We start from the raw sequence: 18921 nt of genomic DNA on the forward strand, positions 1-18921 counted from the left end.
TATAAAAAGCCAGTATCAATACACCAAATTAGGGGACCAACCATGGCTGTAATCGTCAAGTACGTGGTAGAACGCAATGGAGAAGAGAAAATGACTTTTACCTCTAAAGCGGAAGCTGACGCATACGACAAAATGCTGGATATGGCAGACGAGTTATTCTCACTGCTGGGTAAAAGTGAACTTCTAGAAGACGAAGGTAAGCAAGAAGATCTTGCAATGTTCCTTGCGCAAAACAAAGAAGAAGTGCTTTACGCTCTTGGTGCAAAACGTAAACCTGCACCAAAAAAAGCAAAGAAGCTTGAAGCTGTTGAAGAAGATAGCGAGCAAGAAGACGCTGCATAAGCCTCTTATTTGTTTAGAAAAAACGTCGCATTATGCGGCGTTTTTTTATTCCTTCCGTTTATCTCCATATATCTCTGAGAATATAAAGAACCGATTTAATATCCCAAATTGCTCTAAATTTCATGTTGCGGATTAGTGTGACTTAGATCTAGTCTAAATGGGTCCGGTGATGGGGTGCCACCGGAATCGAAAGATTCGAACCGCTGTTAAAGCTAATGACTCCTACAGAAACGAAAACAGGTCAGCCCTGTTGGAAGTGCTTTCGCTTATGTTGTGAAAGCGAGAGTTCTGTAGTGAGCAATTCAACTCTTCTCCAACCCCGCTCCTGTTTTCTCAAAAATTAAAAAGATATCCAAAATAGTTGTTAACTCAACAAGGCGACAAACGCATGAACCTCCTGAACATAGTTTTCTATTTGATGGAGCGAATAAGAGCAGTCAACGCCGTTGAGACTGACAAATAGGCTGGATATCGTACACTGGGAAAACATTATGCAATATTCACACGAAATCCAATCAATGTGCCCGATTCAACGCGGCGAGCTTCATGCATCTGCACCGATCCCTGTTGAAGGCGCAATGATCAATCCAAAAGACGTTATCGCGATTTCTGGTCTTAGCCACGGAGTTGGCGCTTGTGCTCCTCAACAAGGCGCAGCAAAACTGACCCTTAACGTCAAAAACGGCATCATCGAAGAAGCTTTGATCGAAACGATCGGCTGTTCAGGCATGACTCAATCAGCAGCGATGGCCGCAGAAATCCTAACAGGCAAAACCATTCTTGAAGCACTGAATACCGACTTGGTATGTGATGCTATTAACGTCGCGATGCGCGAAATCTTCCTTCAATTTGTTTACGGTCGTACGCAATCTGCTTTCTCTGAAGGCGGCTTAGAAATTGGTGCGGCATTGGAAGATCTTGGTCAAACTCAACGCAGCCAAGTGGGTACTAGCTACTCAACCAAAGCAAAAGGCGTGCGTTACATGGAGTTGGCTGAAGGCTATGTAACAAAACTCGCGCTAGACGAAAACAAAGAAGTGATTGGTTACCAATATCTCAACCTCGGCAAGATGATGAAAGCCATCAACGAAGGCGTATCTGCTGCAGAAGCCGCAGACAAAGCGACGGGGACTTACGGTCGTTTTGACGAAGCCGTAACTACCATCAACCCACGCCAACAATAATTGCCACCAAGAGGAAAGAGATTATGAACACTCCAATTACTGAATCTGTACGTCGCACATTAGACGAAATGCAACTTTCTTCTCTGGAAGAGGCTTACCAATACTGTATGGATCGTGGTATCGACCCTAAAGCACTAGTGATGGACACTCAACCTATCGCGTTTGAAAGCGCTGCCGATGCCTACACGCTAGGCACTGCTTTGGCGATTTTCCGCGTAGCAAAAACAGCTGAAGAAGCTGCAAACATCATCGGTGAAGGCCTTCAAGCCTGCACAAAACCAGGCAGCGTCGCAGAACAACGCCGAGTGGGTATCGGTCACGGTGCATTGGCGGCTCGTCTATTGAATGAAGAAAGTGGCTGTTTCGCTTTCCTTGCGGGCCATGAGTCATTCGCAGCGGCAGAAGGCGCTATCAAAATCGCATTGAACGTGAACAAGTCACGAAAAAATCCGTTGAAAGTTATCCTAAATGGCTTGGGTAAAGACGCCGCTTACCTAATCTCACGCATCAATGGTTTCACTTACGTACGCACTCAGTACAACTACCAAACTGGTGAGTTAGTGGAAGTAGAACGTCGCCGTTTCTCCCAAGGTCCACGTGGTGAGATCCTTTGCTACGGTGCAGACGATGTGCGTGAAGGCGTGGCTATCATGCATAAAGAACAAGTGGATGTGAGCATCACTGGTAACTCAACCAACCCGACTCGCTTCCAACACCCTGTAGCAGGCATCTACAAAGCAGAACGTAACCGTGAAGGCATGCCTTACTTCTCTGTGGCATCAGGTGGTGGTACTGGTCGTACTCTACACCCAGACAACGTGGCGGCAGGTCCTGCCTCTTACGGCATGACAGATACCTTGGGTCGCATGCACGCCGATGCGCAATTCGCGGGTAGCTCTTCAGTACCAGCACACGTAGCGATGATGGGCTTCATCGGTATGGGCAACAATCCAATGGTAGGGGCAACGGTTGCACTTGCAGTAGAGGTCGGTGAGCTAAGCCTCTAAGTCGATTTATCGCTTTACTATCCAAAGTCAGTAAATCCAACAAACCCAGTGTAGGGGGAGTGACTTCGGTCCTCCCCTTATTTTTTTGCGATGCTCCCTTCTCCCACTTCACTGTGTCTCTGCCCAAAATCGGCCTGATAAGGCTTTTGCGACACATTTCTCATCAGACAAACATATCTCTAAAAAGACAAAAGGTATCCATCTACGGACTTTCTCCATTTCCCCTCTTTAAACTCCCCAACACTCTCTTTATGATGACCGACAACTTAATTATTTCTTGTCAGTGAACAGACGAGACACAAGACTCAACACATGGAGATCAACTATGGCTTTCTTCTCTCTAGCCTTTGGTACGGCAACTAAAAACCGCGACGGCAAAATCATCGAAGCGTTTTTCCCAAACCCAGTTCTTAACCCAAGCGAAGCGCTTGTTAACGCACTAGCAGCAGTAGCAGGTTATGAGCAAGGCAACCAAGCTATCGAGATCTCTGCAGCACAAAGCGCAGAACTGGCAGCAGCATTTGAAGCAAACGGCGATGCGGCAAACGCTTCTTTCGCAGCAAAAGCAGCAGAATCAGCACAACCACTTGTACTGGTTATCCTTGCCACTGACGAGCAGCCACAAAGTGTTGCTGAAGGCTTCCTAAAACTTCAACTTATCTCTAACCGTCTAGTTAAGCCACACGGCACAGTACTAGACGGGATCTTCGGTCTACTGCACAACATCGCATGGACTAACGAAGGTCCAATCGATCTACCTGAACTAGCAGAGCGTCAAATCGAAGCTCGCCTAGCGGGTCGTGCACTAAGCGTAGATTGCGTAGACAAGTTCCCTAAAATGGTGGACTACGTGGTACCAACTGGCGTTCGTATCGCTGATACTTCTCGCGTACGTCTTGGCGCACACGTTGGCGAAGGCACAACAGTAATGCACGAAGGCTTCATCAACTTCAACGCGGGTACAACAGGCGTGAGCATGGTTGAAGGTCGTATCTCTGCTGGCGTAGTGGTTGGTAACGGCTCTGACATCGGCGGCGGCGCATCTATCATGGGCACACTATCTGGCGGCGGTAAAGTTGTAGTTTCTATCGGTGAAAACTCGCTACTAGGCGCAAACGCAGGTCTTGGTTTCCCAATGGGTGACCGTTGTACTATCGAATCAGGTCTATACGTAACCGCTGGCTCTAAAGTGCGCATGCTAGATTCTGCAGGCCAAGAAGTAGAAGTAGTGAAAGCACGCGATCTTGCAGGTGTTTCTGACCTACTGTTCCGTCGTAACTCTGTAACAGGTCAAATCGAGTGTCTTGCTAACAAGAGCGCGGTTGAACTGAACAGCGAACTGCATAAAAACAACTAATTCATTCGTGAATTAGCCCTACGAAAAATCCCCCAGCAGGAAACTGTTGGGGGATTTTTTAGCTTACAGCAAAATGCGTGATTACTGATTTAAAAAGCTGACCGCTTTATCTGGGAAATCAGTAAACAAACCATCCACTTTTACTTGGTTGTAGTACACATCCATCATGCCTTCAAAGCTGTCAGTGTACGCTGGAATGCGTCCTGGATCGGCGCGGAACGTGTATGGATGCACTTGCAAGCCAGCGTCTTTTGCAGCCTTCATCAACGGCTTGATGATGATATTATCTTTGGTTGACTTATCATCCACCAGCATCGGCTTCCAAGGTCCAATTCCTTCCGCGTAACTCGCTACTTTCTTCATTCCGTCGGCTTCGAACATCCAGTCATAACTGTATGGTGTTGCCTTGTCGCCTTTGTACACCATAGTTTCGTTCCAGTCCGTGTAAGCCATAAGCTGAACGAGCTTTAAGTCCATGTCCATTGCAGGCATGAGTTCACTGTTGATGCGTTGAAGTTCATTCGCGTCAAAACACTGAAGGTAGACTTTGTCGTCTTGAGAGCCGTAACCGTACTGCTTCAAGACTTTAAGTACTGCTTTAGAAATGTCCTTACCTTCATGACGATGGAACCAAGGCGCTTTAATTTCTGGGTAAATACCGATGTCATAACCCAGCGTTTTGTTTAAGCCTTGGATCAGCTCAATCTCTTCAGCAAACGTCGGCACGGTGAAATCAGATTTCCACATAGGGAATCGGGTTGGATAGCCCGCTACTTTGTTGCCTTTGTCATCGATATTAAAGCCTTCAGTTACTCGCAAGGATTTGATTTCCGCCAGAGTGAAATCAATCGCATAATAACGACCATCTTTACGTGCACGATCAGGAAAACGCTCCGCAACATCCGTTACGCGATCGAGATAATGGTCATGCAACACGACCAACTGGTCATCTTTCGTCATTACCACATCTTGCTCTATGTAGTCAGGTTTCATTGCGTAAGCAAGTGCTTTGGCTTCTAGCGTGTGCTCAGGCAAGTAGCCCGATGCACCACGATGCGCAATGACAAGCGGCTTCGCAATCGCACCAGCAGAGAGGCTAAGTGCTAAAAAAGTAAGACATACTGACTTTGTTTTCATTGTTATTTCCTTGATAAAGCGAAGAGGCAGTATTCCACTGCCTCTTTAAATAAATATTACGCTAGCGCTTCCTTCTCGCGCTCTTTTTGCTCGTGGTGCGCACGTTCACCTAAGAAGGCGTACATCAAACACACGATAGAAGTAATACAAGAACCCACTAAGATGATAAAGCCACCATCCCAGCCAAAGTGGTCTACGGTGTAGCCCAAAATCGCGTTTGCGGCAACTGCCCCACCCAGGTATCCAAACAAACCAGTAAGACCAGCGGCAGTACCTGCGGCTTTCTTCGGAGCGAGTTCAAGTGCGTACAAACCGATCAGCATAACCGGACCATAGATTAGGAAGCCAATTGCAATAAGCGCCATCATATCTACTGTTGGGTTGCCTGCAGGGTTAAACCAATAAACCATCACTGCAACTGTCACTAACACCATAAATAAGATACCAGCAGGTGCACGACGACCTTTGAACAATTTGTCAGAGATCCAACCACACAATAGTGTTCCTGGAATGCCAGCCCATTCGTATAAGAAATAAGCCCATGACGATTTATCTACCGAGAAATCCTTCGCTTCTTTTAGGTAAACAGGTGCCCAGTCCAGTACGCCGTAACGAATTAGGTAAACAAATGCGTTTGCAATTGCAATCGACCAAAGAAGTTTGTTGTTGAAGACGTATTTGAAGAAGATTTCCTTCGCTGTCATTTCTTGTTCATGGGACTTGTCATAGTCATCTGGGTAATCGTCTTTGTATTCTTCAATAGGAGGCAGACCACAAGACTGAGGGGTATCGCGAACCGTCATCCAAACAAACACAGCAACCAACGTGGCGAAAAATGCAGGAACATAAAATGCAGTGCGCCAATCATCATTAAATGCCCACAGGCCAAGAATAAATAGTGGACCAATCAAACCGCCACCCACGTTGTGCGCCACGTTCCAAACCGAAACGATCTCACCACGCTCTTTACGTGACCACCAGTGCACCATGGTTCGGCCACAAGCAGGCCACCCCATCCCTTGGAACCAACCGTTTAAGAAAAGCAAAATGAACATCGCAGTGACGCTACCAGTCGCCCATGGCATAAAGCCAAAGCAAAACATCACTAATGCAGACATCAATAGGCCGCCACTAAGGAAATAGCGAGGGTTGGAGCGGTCTGAAACGCTGCCCATTAGAAACTTAGAGAGACCATATGCAATGGAAACAGCTGCCAAGGCGACACCTAAGTCTCCGCGGCTAAAGCCTTGCTCGATAAGATAAGGCATCGCCAAACTGAAGTTTTTACGAACTAGATAGTAACCGGCGTAGCCAACAAAGATACCGATAAAGAGTTGCCAACGGAGGCGAGAGTAGGTGCTATCGATGCTGCCAGGGGACAGACGATCAATGTGCGCCTTAGGTTTGAATATTCCAAACATAGGAACCTCATTATTTTGTATGCGATGGTAAAAACACAAAAGGAGCGAACGAAACAAAATAAATCTTCGTTCGAAAGTTCATGAATTGTATGGAGTTAGGATTTTATTTCTGTGACAAATGTTGCACATGGATTAAATATAAGTAAATACAGTAAATTATATGAGCATTAATTAGATCATCGTTCAACTTTACTCAAGATTCGTTAATATGAAACTGATGTTCAAACCTCTCACTTGAGCATTCCAATTCGAAACCTTTGAAACAAAGGCTCGAATTAGAACATAAACTAACCGTAAAAAGGGCGATTTACGCCTGCCCTACTCGCTCCGAACCAACTAATAACTAAAAAGCTGAAAAACGATCACGTTTAGCATCAAACGAAATAAAAAAAACAATTTTTATTTGAATACAAGCCGAAGCAATGATTCACAAACACAAGACATTAACAGCGTTTATTCTCTTATCAACTCATCCTATTGGTACCAATGGGATGACGATTTTTTCTAAAAGTCCAAACATGACAGCGTATTTTTTATATCACTGCTATCCCTTGATACATTTGACATTCCGCTACTCCTTTAGGGTTAATTGCTACACAAGTTCTGTGCAATAAGTCTCCAAGCACGTAGCAGCTTCACAAAACTCCTCTTACCAGTTGTGCATTCTTTTTCACATCGGTAATTTGAGCGCTCTCAACACTGGCCTCGTGACAAATAAATTATTTTCGTTGTGTTCTTTTCCGGTTAAAAGATGCGCCATTTAACAAAAACGAAGACTTTGATTAACAAATTTATGCTCAAACGCTCATTTTTAACGCTCGTTTGTTTTCGCAAACGTTTATATATGCACAATAGTATCGTGCTAGACAGGCAAAAATGATCAAAGGACTTTTAACATGACAACGAACAAACACCCCTCTCTGCTTGGAGAATGTTTGGCCGAGTTTATCGGTACAGGACTACTTATTTTCTTCGGCGTAGGCTGTGTTGCAGCCTTAGTTCTAACAGGAGCATCATTTGGACAATGGGAAATCAGTATTGTATGGGGCTTCGGTGTCGCCATCGCTATTTACTGTACGGCTGGCGTCTCTGGTGCACACATCAACCCTGCCGTTACCATCGCACTTGCTATGTTCCATGGTTTTGATAAGGCGAAAGTGGTGCCATACATTATCGCTCAAATGCTTGGGGCATTCTGTTCTGCTGCATTGGTATACAGCTTATACAGCAACCTTTTCACCGACTACGAAATCGCTCATAACTTCGTTCGCAGCAGCCAAGATGCACTAGCAACTGCTGGTATCTTCTCAACCTATCCGCATGCCTCCCTCTCTTTCTTTGGTGCTTTTGCTGTGGAATTCGTTATCACTGCTGTGCTGATGTTTGCGATTCTGGCTCTGGGCGATGAAAATAACGGCGCGGCACGTGGCGCAATGAACCCTCTATTGATCGGTATTTTGATTGCCGTCATCGGTGGTTCACTTGGCCCACTAACAGGCTTTGCGATGAACCCTGCTCGTGACTTTGGACCGAAGCTGTTCGCTTACTTCGCAGGCTGGGATTACGCTCTGACAGGTGCTAAAGACATTCCTTACTTTATCGTGCCTTTACTTGCTCCGATTGCAGGTGCGTGTTTTGGTGGTTGGTTGTATCCAAAAGCGATTGCCGCTTACCTTCCACAACAAGGTCACGGTTGCACGATTCCAAACCAATGTGAGACGGAAGAAGAAACAGAAGAAGCTAGAGCTTAAAACTGACGTAACTCGAACATTTACTAAAATATAAATAACGAAACAAAAGGATTCTTACCATGACTGAGCAAAAATACATTGTTGCCCTAGACCAAGGTACAACAAGCTCTCGCGCAGTGATTCTTGATCACGATGCGAACATCGTAAGCGTCGCGCAACGCGAATTTACTCAGATTTATCCAGAAGCTGGTTGGGTTGAACATGATCCAATGGAGATCTGGGCAACACAAAGCTCTACCTTAGTAGAAGCTCTAGCTAAGTCTGGCATCCGTAGCGACCAATTAGCGGCTATCGGTATTACTAACCAGCGTGAAACGACCATCGTCTGGAATAAAGAAACAGGTAAACCCGTTTACAATGCGATAGTATGGCAATGTCGCCGTACTGCTGATATCTGTGAAGATTTAAAAGCACGCGGTCTCGAAAACTATGTACGTGACAACACTGGTTTGGTGCTTGACCCTTACTTCTCCGGTACCAAAGTTAAATGGATTCTGGACAATGTTGAAGGCGCACGAGAAGACGCAGAAGCAGGCAAGCTGTTGTTTGGTACTGTCGATACTTGGTTAGTTTGGAAGATGACTCAAGGTCGCGTTCACGTAACCGACTACACCAACGCATCACGTACCATGCTGTTTAACATCAACGATCTATGTTGGGATCAAAAAATGTTAGATGAGCTTGGCATCCCAGCATCTATGATGCCAGAAGTGAAGCGCTCATCGGAAATTTACGGTAAAACCAACATCGGTGGTAAAGGCGGTACTCGTATTCCTATTTCTGGAATCGCAGGTGACCAACAAGCGGCGCTTTACGGCCAAATGTGTGTTGAAGCGGGTCAAGCGAAAAACACTTACGGTACGGGTTGTTTCTTGCTAATGAATACGGGCCAAGAAAAAGTCACTTCGACACATGGTCTTCTAACAACTTTGGCTTGTGGTCCTGCAGGCGAACCAGCTTATGCACTTGAAGGTGCCGTATTCATGGGTGGAGCTTCTATCCAATGGCTACGTGATGAATTAAAAATCCTAAACGGTGCAGAAGACTCTGAATACTTCGCGACAAAAGTGGATACATCAAACGGCGTTTATGTCGTGCCTGCATTTACTGGTTTAGGCGCACCATACTGGGATGCCTACGCACGTGGCACGATTGTCGGCCTTACTCGCGGCGTGAATTCAAACCATATCATCCGTGCAACATTAGAAGGCATCGCTTATCAAACTCGTGACGTACTGGATGCGATGCAAGCTGACTCAGGCATTAAGCTTGCGAACCTTCGCGTCGATGGTGGTGCAGTAGCGAACAACTTCCTCATGCAATTCCAATCCGATGTATTGAACACAGAAGTACACCGCCCTCAAGTAACTGAGGTTACCGCTCTTGGTGCAGCCTACCTTGCCGGCCTTGCCGTTGGTTACTGGGATAGCATTGATGAGTTGCAGAATAAAGCGGTACTTGATCGCACCTTTGAGCCACACGATGATGAAGAAAAACGCAATCGTCGTTACAAGGGCTGGAAACGTGCAGTGAAATGTGCACAAACCTGGTCTGAACTTCACGACGAAGAAGATTAATCTCATCTCCATAAGAAAAAAAGAGCGCCATTTGTGCGCTCTTTTTGCGCTTTATCCCCGATTCCTGAACTCGCTTACTTCTCACAACGAGCAAATTCGAGCACAATAGAGCTTCGAATTTGAAGCATTGGCCGTTACCAATGCACAAGGGAGTGGTAAGTGAAGCAAATACCTCGACACCAGCAGATTGTTGAGCTGGTGAAAAAACAAGGCTATGTCAGCACGGATGAGTTGGTAGAAAGATTCAATGTCAGCCCACAAACCATCCGACGCGATCTCAATGAACTCGCCGATGACAACAAAATTCGTCGTTATCACGGTGGAGCCACTATTCCTCTCAGTTCTGAAAACACATCTTACAACACGCGTAAAGCGCTCAACTTCAATGAAAAAGATGTCATTGCAGACGAGGTAGTCAAACACATTCCAGATGGTGCCACACTATTCATCGATATTGGCACTACACCAGAAGCAGTTGCGCGAGCGCTCAATAAAAACCATAAACAGTTGCGTGTTGTCACCAACAACATCAATGTTGCGACCATTCTTTTCCCTAACCCTGAAATCAAAGTCATTTTGGCGGGTGGAGAAGTCCGCAGCAGAGACGGCGGTATTGTTGGCGAGGCTACCCTCGATTTCGTTAAACAGTTCCGTCTCGACTTTGGTATTCTCGGCATTAGCGGTATCGACTTCGATGGCTCGCTATTAGACTTTGATTACCACGAAGTCCGGGTCAAACAAGCGATCATTGACAATAGCCGTAGTGTATTTCTGGCCGTAGACCACACCAAGTTCGGGCGCAATGCTATGGTGAAACTAGGCAATATTGCACAGCTCAACATGATCTTTACCAATAAGCAGCCACCAGAAGAAATCTTGTCAATTTTGAAGGAAGCTTCTATCCCACTTGAAGTGGTTGAAGCTAACGAATCAAACTCCGAAAACGAGTAACGTCAATCGTATAATTTCCCCTCAAATGACCTCTGTCTTAATTAGACAGAGGTTTTTTTGTGTCTAAATCACACAAAACGCTCACAAACGAAAATAATAGATGATCACAAACGAAACCTGAGCTAGGATTACATTATGTTCTAAAATGCTCGTTCGCTCACCAAGAGGTCAAATTTATGAGTATACAAAATAATGCTTCCACTACTAGCTCATCCACTACCTTAGACTTGATCGTAATCGGTGGCGGCATTAACGGAGCTGGTATTGCAGCAGACGCAGCTGGCCGAGGTTTGAGTGTTGGCTTATATGAAGCAAATGACTTCGCATCTGCGACTTCTTCAGCAAGTTCTAAACTGATACACGGCGGTTTACGCTACCTTGAACACTACGAGTTTCGTTTAGTTTCGGAAGCGCTCGCAGAGCGTGAGGTTATTCTTCGTAAAGCACCACACGTCGCATTACCAATGCGTTTCCGTTTACCGCATCGCCCATTCCTACGCCCAGCTTGGATGATTCGTTGTGGCCTTTTCCTTTACGATAACTTGGGTAAACGTACGACGCTGCAAGGCAGTAAAACCGTCAACCTTGCGAAATCTGGCTTGCTAAAACCAGAGATGAAAACGGGTTTCGAATACTCTGACTGTTGGGTTGATGATGCACGTTTAGTATTACTGAACGTTCTTGCGGCTCGCGAAAACCATGCTGAAGTACGTAACTACTGCCGCGTGGAAAAAGCACACCGTGAAGGTGGTATCTGGCACGTTACTATTCACGATGTGATGACAGACCAACGTTTCGAACGTAAAGCGAAAGCGTTAGTCAATGCTGCGGGGCCTTGGGTAAAACAGTTCTTTGATGATGGATTAGAGCAAGCCTCTCCTCGTAACATTCGCTTAATCAAAGGCTCGCACATCGTTGTTCCTCGTATCCACAACGAACCGCAAGCCTACATCCTTCAAAACAAAGACAATCGCATCGTATTTATGATTCCTTACTTAGATAAGTTCTCAATCATTGGTACAACAGATGTGGAATACAAAGGTGACCCACGCGAAGTATCGATCTCAGATGACGAAGTCGATTACCTCATTGATATCGTAAACCAACACTTTGTCCACCAGTTGACTCGCGAAGATGTAGTTTGGACATACAGCGGTGTTCGTCCTTTATGTGACGATGAATCTGACTCTCCGCAAGCAATCACACGAGACTACACGCTAGAGCTCGATGCGGAATACGACCATGCACCTCTGCTTTCTGTTTTTGGTGGTAAGTTAACGACCTACCGTAAGTTAGGTGAAGCAGCAATGAAGAAACTTGCTCCGTTCCTACCTGAAATGGGTAAAGACTGGACGGCCAACCAAACCCTTCCTGGTGGTAACTTCAGCTGTAGTCGTGAACAATTAGCTAAACAAATTCACGCTAAATACACCTGGGCGCCAGAAGCATTGATTCTTCGTTATGTCACACAGTTTGGTACCCAAACCTGGAACTTAATGGAAGGCACAACAAGTGAAGCTGACTTAGGACAAACGTTCTCGGCACAAGCAGGTGGTGTTTACCAACGTGAGATCGATTACTTAATGAACCATGAAATGGCAATGACCGATGAAGACATTTTATGGCGCCGTACTAAGCTTGGTCTTTACATGAACGAGGAAGAAAAACAGGCCTTAACGGACTATTTAAAGAAAAAGCTACAACAGAAAGTGGTTAATCTTTCTCAAGTTGGCTAACAGCTCCCCTCCCTCCCTCCCCCACAATAAAGCCTGCTTAGTTGCAGGCTTTTTGTTTTGTTGTTTAAGCACAACACCTTGGTGCGCTCCACTCGATTGCAAATAAGAACAACTATTCATAGACATTTGGCGTTAAATACAATCATACTCATTTGAAAAATAATGCATCAATGACTTCAGAGTACCGTACTCAGAGTATTGCCTCTGTATGGCAATGCAATTCTCGCGAAAGAAGTATCTTGAGGTTATTTTGGTATCGGCTCAAACAAGGAAAAGAAAATGGGTTTTATGATTGAACATTGGGACTTCTCAACCCCAGAAGCAACTCAACAATCCACCACGGCAGAGCAAATTCAAGCTAAGCATTGGTACCATTGCGAACGGCTGCATCCTGATATTCGTGGTTGGCTGGAGCAGAACCAAGTGCCTCGTGCAACGGTTGATCATCTATTAGCCGACGAAAGCCGACCATCTTTCCATCCTTTAGATGACGAGAACTTCATGTTGATTTTACGAGGCGTCAATATGAACGGCAATGCATCACCAGAAGATATGCTTAGTATTCGAATTCTCTACTTTCAAGGCGCACTCATTTCAACTCGTAAAATTCCATCACGCGCGATCATGGAGATTCGCCAAGCATTAGCGGAACACAAAGGCCCAAAAAGTCTTGCCAGTTTACTTCATCAGATCATTGAAGGATTAAACAGTAAAATAGACATTTACCTTGATACAATTGAAGAAACACTAAACCAGTTCGACGTGAATGATGAATCGACGTACAAACATATGGCGACTCAAAAAGCATTGATTTCTATCAAGCGTTTTATTCGCCCTCAGCAGTACGCTATCCGTGATCTTGTGGAGTCAGAATCAGAATTGATTGCTTTGAGACCTCATCAATATCGCTTCGCACACAATAATATTACGCGCATAAATGAAACACTTGAGTTTTATCTTGGAGAAGTGGCGCTTTTCCAAGAAGAGATCAAACATCATCGTGATGAGAAAACCAATAAAAACAGTTACCTGTTTACTTTGGTAGCAACGATTTTTCTACCAACCAGCTTCTTAACAGGTTTACTCGGCATCAATGTTGGTGGAATGCCAGGTGTGGAATCCACCATGGCATTCACCTGGTTCTGCATCGCCTTAATTGTCATTTTTGGTCTAGAGTGGTGGCTATTTAAACGCTTGGGGCTCACGAATAAAGCGGACGACGAAGACGAATAAACACTAAACCTATAAAGAACAAAAACCAAAAGAGGAGCACGCGGCTCCTCTTTTCTCTACTCACATTAGAATCTTATCCGGGGTGACCATCCACACGAGGGGTCACAAGCATCACACCAAAGCGCCACACAAATAGCCCAAACGCAACAATCCATAATCCGCCGCTGATATCAATCCACAGTATCATGTTCGCTGGATCAAAGATCACGGCGAAACTGCGAACCAAAGCTGCCGCGGTAATCGCTGCAAACGCAAGGCTCATGTTTGGCCCTTTGTAGATCATGCGACCAGTATGTCCCATCGTCACCCGTGTAATCATCGCTAAAATCAAACCGCCTAACGCACCTATCGCAAACAGGTGAATGAGGTTATGGCTGGCAAATGCATCTCCCCAGACGCCTCGCAAAATTAAGCTTAGTGGTAAACACAAATACGCAGCATGCAGCGACCACACTAAAGGCTCGCTCAGGGTTAACCAAGGTTTCCAGCGAACAAAACGCACCAACTGAGCAACACCTGCAAATAGCATCAAAGGACTACCTAGTTCTGCAAACGTCACAGGGAAAAAGCTCAGCACAAATAGCATTACCAATGGCAAGTTCGCGAACCACTCTAACCAAGCCAATGGTTGCGCTTTTTCGAAATTAAATCGACGCGCAGTAAAAAATGGAATCACACGTCCGCCCATCACTGACAACAGCAAGGTAAACCACCACAGCATTGCTTGCCACACCGCTGAAGAGCTAAAGGGCGGCATACCTTTTATCGTTGCGTAGCTTGCAAAGTTCGCAAAGATGGCCAAAAGAAACAGTGGAACGAAAAACAAATTACGCCAACCTTTGGCTCGATACACACGAATGCCCACCTCATAGGCGACAAACAGTAAAAATACCGCTTCGATACTGCTGGTTAACCATAACGGTGCTTGTGTCCAAAGCAATATGCGGGGCACTAACCACAAGCCAAATAAAGCCAGAAGCATGTAATGCTTGGTACCATTAATGCCAGTCCAGTTTTGTACCGCGGTCAGTACAAAGCCAACTACGATTGCCATCGAAAAACCGAACAACATTTCATGTACGTGCCACCATAATGCCGGTACAGCTAATGCGTTTGGCTGTCCGCTCTGGAACATCCACACCCACAACGCGATCGCAACAATGGCGTAAATCGACCCAAACAGAAAAAACGGCCGAAAGCCTAATCGCAGCCATGCGGGGATTTTTTCTTCCACTTTTTTATCGGTGATATTCAGCATTATCTTGCCCTCAAGCGTCTCTTGATGCTGGTTGACTCAACTACAATATTAATGCTACCACAAACATGCATAAAAAATACATGTTTATAATTAAGATTATACTTAAGAGGTAAAGTTGTGCTTCAGAGGCGGGTTAGGTATAAACGGTGAGAGACACAACCATCAGTTAAGGGATGCAACGAAGATGTACATATTTGGCTATGGCAGTTTGATTAATTCTGCGTCACGTAAGTTAACCGGACAAACGGGAGAAGCCATTCCCGTCATTGCTCATGGACTGGTGCGCTACTGGGGGAAGATTGACGACAGCTACAGCCTCTCTCCATTAGTGGTGAACCAAGGCGATGGACAGGTTAATGGCGTTTTACTCGAAGTGAATAAAGAAGCGCTCGCAGAATTCGACCGCCGTGAGCGAGGTTATCATCGTATTCAACTTCAGCCAGATCAAATCGAAACAGATGCGAGTTTTAACCAAGAACATGACATTTGGGTTTACGTAAAAGACGAGCCACTACCACCATGCGCAAAGAGCCCAATCATGCAAAGTTATGTTGATACCGTGCTGGCAGGTTGCTTGGAAATTTCCCACGCGTTTGCAGAGCATTTTGTGCGTCACACCATTGGCTGGCAACACGCGAAAGAAAATGACCGCCATCAACCCAAATATGGCAACCTTGCAGGCGTACAAGATCACCATTATGAGTTGATTGATAATCTGATCAAAAAAGGAGCCTAACGGCTCCTTTTTAGTATCTATGTTTTGCTTACGCGAGCTTAAAACTTGTAATCAACACCAACGTACAGGCTGTCAAAATCAAAATCTTCGCTGCCACCGTTTTCGGCATCAATACTTACCGAAGAAGCACGGTAGCCACCAGATACAACCAAACCTGAAGCAAACTCATAACCAGCCTCAACACCGTAGTTAAAGCCTACATCACGACCATCATCGGTAACAGTGCTAGATGATTTCACTTCATAAGAAACACTCATTACACCAAGGCCAGCAATCGCACCAACATAGAAGCCTGTACCTGCAAATTGGTATTTAGGCTTCGCATTGAAATTGAACGCAGAAGCATCAACACTAAATTTAACCGGCCACCCCATGTAAGAAAATGTTTCTTCAAAGTCGCCAAAGTATATGTACTCACCTTCAAAAGCTAGTTTGAAGTTTTCTGAATATTGCAGCTCTTTACCTACAGCAAGGCTAAGACCTGTCGCAGAAAAATCTTTTGACAAGCTTTTAACTTTAAGATCTGAATTTACCAAATCAGCACCAACATACCAGTTACCTTTTGCTTGAACTGACGCTGAAGCAACCACTGCACCTAAAGCCAATAATGGCAATACTTTTTTCATTATAATTTCCCAATTTTTCATACTGTTAGACAGCTTTTAAAAGCGCGGAGATTATAAATAGAGTTGAATACTTTCCTATTGATTTGTTTATAAAATGAGACACAAAACATAAACATGAACAATAAAACGTTTGCTTGATTAAACTCTAAACAGCTCGACTCCTATTAAGTACTAGAGTTACCACAAGTAGCAAGTTTCCAAACCAGTCGCGTTTTTCAGTATTTTTACAGCAATATAATCCTTACGTTTACGGCTTTATTTATTACTCAATAGAGTCTATTTCATGAAAACAAGTTGGCTTGATATGATGATTTAAAGTGTTTAGGACTGTCTTACTAAAGGTTTGTGCATATCTAAGTAGCTGTTTAAAATAGTCAGATTATTGAGCTCACACTTGGGCAGTGCCAACGGGAAATTTACATGGCAAAGCTAAAAGATATCGCCATTGAAGCAGGCGTCTCACTTGCAACCGTATCGCGGGTTTTGAACAACGACCCAACGTTGAGCGTTAAAGAAGAAACCAAATACCGCATTTTGGAAATTGCAGAAAAACTGGAGTACCGCACCAGTAGCTCGAAGAAAGGCATCAAAGAAGTTAAGCAAAAACATCACTTTTTAGCCTTATATAACTACAAACAAGAAACAGAGGTGAATGACCCTTACTACTTATCAATTCGTCATGGGATTGAAACGCAATGCGACAAATTAGGTATTACGCTAACCAATTGCTATAACAGTGAAATTGATGTTGAAACGAAAAAGATAACAGGTGTCCTTTTAGTCGGAAATGTCGACCAAAAGGTAGTAGATAAATTACCTAAACGTCTAGCCGATAGCATCTGCTACATAAACTTTTCAGATCCAACCTGCCCTTATGATTGCGTTGATGTCGACCTTATTCGAATCAGTAGGCAAGTGGTTGATTTCTTTGTACAACGAGGCCACCGCCGCATCGGTTATATTAGCGGTCAAAACAAGCCCGACGCAGCTGACACTCGTAAAAATGTGTTTTTGGACTATGGCTATCTAAAAGGCGTGGTCGCAGAACAAGATATACACTATTGTGCCTGCTCTAGTTTGTCCGGTTATAACTTAGCGAAAGAGATGCTAGCCAAAGGTGACTTCCCGAAAGCAGTATTCATTGATTCAGACTCCATCGCGATTGGCATAGTACGTGCAATCCATGAATTTGGCTTAAAGATACCAGAGGATATTACGTTGATTAGTATGAATGATATTCCTACTGCTCGCTTTACCTTTCCGCCGTTGTCTACAATTCGTATTCACTCTGAGTTGATGGGAACTCAGGGAGTGAACTTACTGGTGGAAAAATACCGAGATGGACGCTTACTCCCTCTTCATGTATACGTTCAAACAGAGCTTAAACTACGTGGTACAACTCAATGATACCTTTTCCATTAATCTCTTTTATGAATTAAATCTGGAACATCCCCCCCCTAACCCAAGACATTCATTTTGCACAATCAGTACTGTTTCGGTGTAACGCCGATAACTCAGCGGGTAGTAAGAAGTCCAACAACAAATAACTCTAAGCACCATGAGTGCCCCAAATGTTTATCATTTAGAGGTGATGGTCGAAAAAACCAACTCGCGTAGCCAAATGCCTTTGTCTTCATTGTTTCGGCTGGAATGCCACAGCATGGCAATATCAAAATCCGCAACGGCGATCGGCGGCTTAACAGTAGTGAGATCGTCCGAAAAGCCCTCCGCCAACGCCATTTTTTCTGGCACGATGGCAATGAGATCGCGCTTTTTCAACAGATGCCGAATAGTGAGAAAGTTGCGCGACGCCACGGTGACTTTGCGGCTCAAGCCATGTTCTGCGAGCTTTTGGTCTACTTGTGTCTTTAAGCTCCCATCGGGACTTACCAGAGCTTGCTCTATGTTCGCGAACGCTTCCAGAGACAGCTGTGTTTCCCCTTGCAATACCTGTTTATCACACATGCACACGTGCTTTTCGGTGTACAAGTACAAGCTCTCAAAGTTGTCATCCAACACCGGCATGCTGCCAATAATGACATCGAGCTTTTCATGCTCAGTTAATGCCACGTAGTTGCTACGATTGACGTTAATAAAACTGATCTGCGCCTCTGGGGCGCGCTGGCGTATTTCGTCATAAAGCCGAGGAGCAAAGATAAACTCGGCATAATCCGTTAACCCGATGCGACATACACCCGCGTAATTTTCAGGTTGGAAGGCAGACTTAGTGAGCAAGTCTTTGGCGATAGAATCCAATAAGTGATGCACAGTTGGCGCGATGTGGTGAGCGTGCTCGGTGGGCTCCATCTTGTGCCCTTTTCGCTCAAAAAGCGGGTCGTCAAACAACAACCTTAAACGAGACAAACTATGACTCATCGCCGACTGGCTAACGTAACTTTTCTCTGCCGCGACGCTAACGCTTCGATAGCGATACAAGTAGGAAAACGTCACCAATAAGTTCAAGTCAATGTTGCGCCACTGAATGTCCTCTTTCACTCCAACATCCTCATCCCATCTCATTCATAGATGAAATTAAAATCATCAATTTGAGTCATTTTAGAGCATTCGATAAATTAGCAACAATGCTTTTTAGATAAACAGGCTC

The 18921-nt window shown here is 44.9% G+C and carries 16 protein-coding genes and 1 riboswitch; of the genes, 11 read left to right on the forward strand and 5 right to left on the reverse strand.

The window, feature by feature from the left end; genetic code table 11:
- Nucleotides 1-42: 42 nt before the first annotated feature.
- The 4 genes from R7P35_RS08115 to dapD all read left to right on the forward strand — a co-directional run bounded on the left by R7P35_RS08115 (nucleotide 43) and on the right by dapD (nucleotide 3890).
- Nucleotides 43-342, forward strand: a complete 300-nt coding sequence (locus R7P35_RS08115) for a YebG family protein (RefSeq protein WP_005380208.1) — start codon at nucleotides 43-45, stop codon at nucleotides 340-342.
- Between the two features lie 156 nt (nucleotides 343-498).
- A riboswitch (Fluoride riboswitch) is annotated at nucleotides 499-574 on the forward strand.
- Between the two features lie 259 nt (nucleotides 575-833).
- The gene (locus R7P35_RS08120; protein ID WP_005391710.1) at nucleotides 834-1526 is read left to right on the forward strand and encodes an iron-sulfur cluster assembly scaffold protein; all 693 of its coding nucleotides are present in this window, start codon (nucleotides 834-836) and stop codon (nucleotides 1524-1526) included.
- A gap of 23 nt (nucleotides 1527-1549) precedes the next feature.
- Nucleotides 1550-2533, forward strand: a complete 984-nt coding sequence (locus tag R7P35_RS08125) for a GGGtGRT protein (RefSeq protein WP_005391709.1) — start codon at nucleotides 1550-1552, stop codon at nucleotides 2531-2533.
- Nucleotides 2534-2858: 325 nt separating this feature from the next.
- Complete coding sequence (dapD, locus tag R7P35_RS08130) at nucleotides 2859-3890, forward strand: 2,3,4,5-tetrahydropyridine-2,6-dicarboxylate N-succinyltransferase (protein WP_042521367.1); 1032 nt, start codon at nucleotides 2859-2861, stop codon at nucleotides 3888-3890.
- Between the two features lie 81 nt (nucleotides 3891-3971).
- On the opposite strand, the gene glpQ is transcribed toward dapD, so the two are convergent.
- Both glpQ and glpT read right to left on the reverse strand, forming a co-directional pair.
- Nucleotides 3972-5027: a glycerophosphodiester phosphodiesterase gene (glpQ, locus tag R7P35_RS08135; protein WP_025768218.1), complete on the reverse strand. Its 1056-nt coding sequence runs from the start codon at nucleotides 5025-5027 to the stop codon at nucleotides 3972-3974.
- A gap of 56 nt (nucleotides 5028-5083) precedes the next feature.
- A complete protein-coding gene (glpT, locus tag R7P35_RS08140) occupies nucleotides 5084-6448 on the reverse strand; it encodes a glycerol-3-phosphate transporter (RefSeq protein ID WP_005380199.1) in 1365 nt (454 codons plus the stop codon).
- Nucleotides 6449-7344: 896 nt separating this feature from the next.
- On the opposite strand from glpT, the gene R7P35_RS08145 reads away from it, so the two are divergent.
- The 5 genes from R7P35_RS08145 (at nucleotide 7345) to R7P35_RS08165 (ending at nucleotide 13696) form a co-directional block, all read left to right on the forward strand.
- A complete protein-coding gene (locus R7P35_RS08145; RefSeq protein ID WP_005380195.1) occupies nucleotides 7345-8199 on the forward strand; it encodes an MIP/aquaporin family protein in 855 nt (284 codons plus the stop codon).
- A gap of 59 nt (nucleotides 8200-8258) precedes the next feature.
- Entirely contained in the window at nucleotides 8259-9776 is a 1518-nt protein-coding gene (glpK, locus tag R7P35_RS08150; protein WP_005380193.1) for a glycerol kinase GlpK, read from the forward strand.
- 159 nt (nucleotides 9777-9935) lie between these two features.
- On the forward strand, nucleotides 9936-10727 hold the full coding sequence (locus R7P35_RS08155; RefSeq protein WP_005380192.1) for a DeoR/GlpR family transcriptional regulator: 792 nt from the start codon (nucleotides 9936-9938) through the stop codon (nucleotides 10725-10727).
- A 176-nt stretch (nucleotides 10728-10903) separates the two neighbouring features.
- On the forward strand, nucleotides 10904-12463 hold the full coding sequence (gene glpD, locus R7P35_RS08160; protein WP_017636005.1) for a glycerol-3-phosphate dehydrogenase: 1560 nt from the start codon (nucleotides 10904-10906) through the stop codon (nucleotides 12461-12463).
- Nucleotides 12464-12742: 279 nt separating this feature from the next.
- Nucleotides 12743-13696, forward strand: a complete 954-nt coding sequence (locus tag R7P35_RS08165) for a CorA family divalent cation transporter (RefSeq protein WP_005391702.1) — start codon at nucleotides 12743-12745, stop codon at nucleotides 13694-13696.
- 73 nt (nucleotides 13697-13769) lie between these two features.
- Here the strand turns inward: R7P35_RS08165 and R7P35_RS08170 are convergent, their stop codons facing one another.
- Nucleotides 13770-14954 (reverse strand): NnrS family protein, encoded by a 1185-nt coding sequence (locus R7P35_RS08170; RefSeq protein ID WP_182016232.1) that lies wholly within the window; start codon nucleotides 14952-14954, stop codon nucleotides 13770-13772.
- Between the two features lie 184 nt (nucleotides 14955-15138).
- Here R7P35_RS08170 and R7P35_RS08175 point away from each other — a divergent pair, with 184 nt between their 5' ends.
- Nucleotides 15139-15690 carry a gamma-glutamylcyclotransferase family protein gene (locus R7P35_RS08175; protein ID WP_206953305.1) on the forward strand — a complete coding sequence of 184 codons (552 nt, stop codon included), beginning with the start codon at nucleotides 15139-15141 and terminating at the stop codon, nucleotides 15688-15690.
- A 38-nt stretch (nucleotides 15691-15728) separates the two neighbouring features.
- Here the strand turns inward: R7P35_RS08175 and R7P35_RS08180 are convergent, their stop codons facing one another.
- Entirely contained in the window at nucleotides 15729-16316 is a 588-nt protein-coding gene (locus tag R7P35_RS08180; RefSeq protein WP_017636001.1) for an outer membrane beta-barrel protein, read from the reverse strand.
- A 420-nt stretch (nucleotides 16317-16736) separates the two neighbouring features.
- Between R7P35_RS08180 and ebgR the strand changes: the two genes are divergently transcribed.
- Nucleotides 16737-17723, forward strand: a complete 987-nt coding sequence (gene ebgR, locus R7P35_RS08185; protein WP_182016233.1) for a transcriptional regulator EbgR — start codon at nucleotides 16737-16739, stop codon at nucleotides 17721-17723.
- 171 nt (nucleotides 17724-17894) lie between these two features.
- On the opposite strand, the gene R7P35_RS08190 is transcribed toward ebgR, so the two are convergent.
- Nucleotides 17895-18812, reverse strand: coding sequence for a LysR family transcriptional regulator (locus R7P35_RS08190; RefSeq protein WP_158156818.1), 918 nt, complete (start codon nucleotides 18810-18812; stop codon nucleotides 17895-17897).
- Nucleotides 18813-18921 lie beyond the last annotated feature (109 nt).

Source organism: Vibrio sp. Vb0304 (genome assembly GCF_033338995.1).
Classification (GTDB): domain Bacteria; phylum Pseudomonadota; class Gammaproteobacteria; order Enterobacterales; family Vibrionaceae; genus Vibrio; species Vibrio alginolyticus.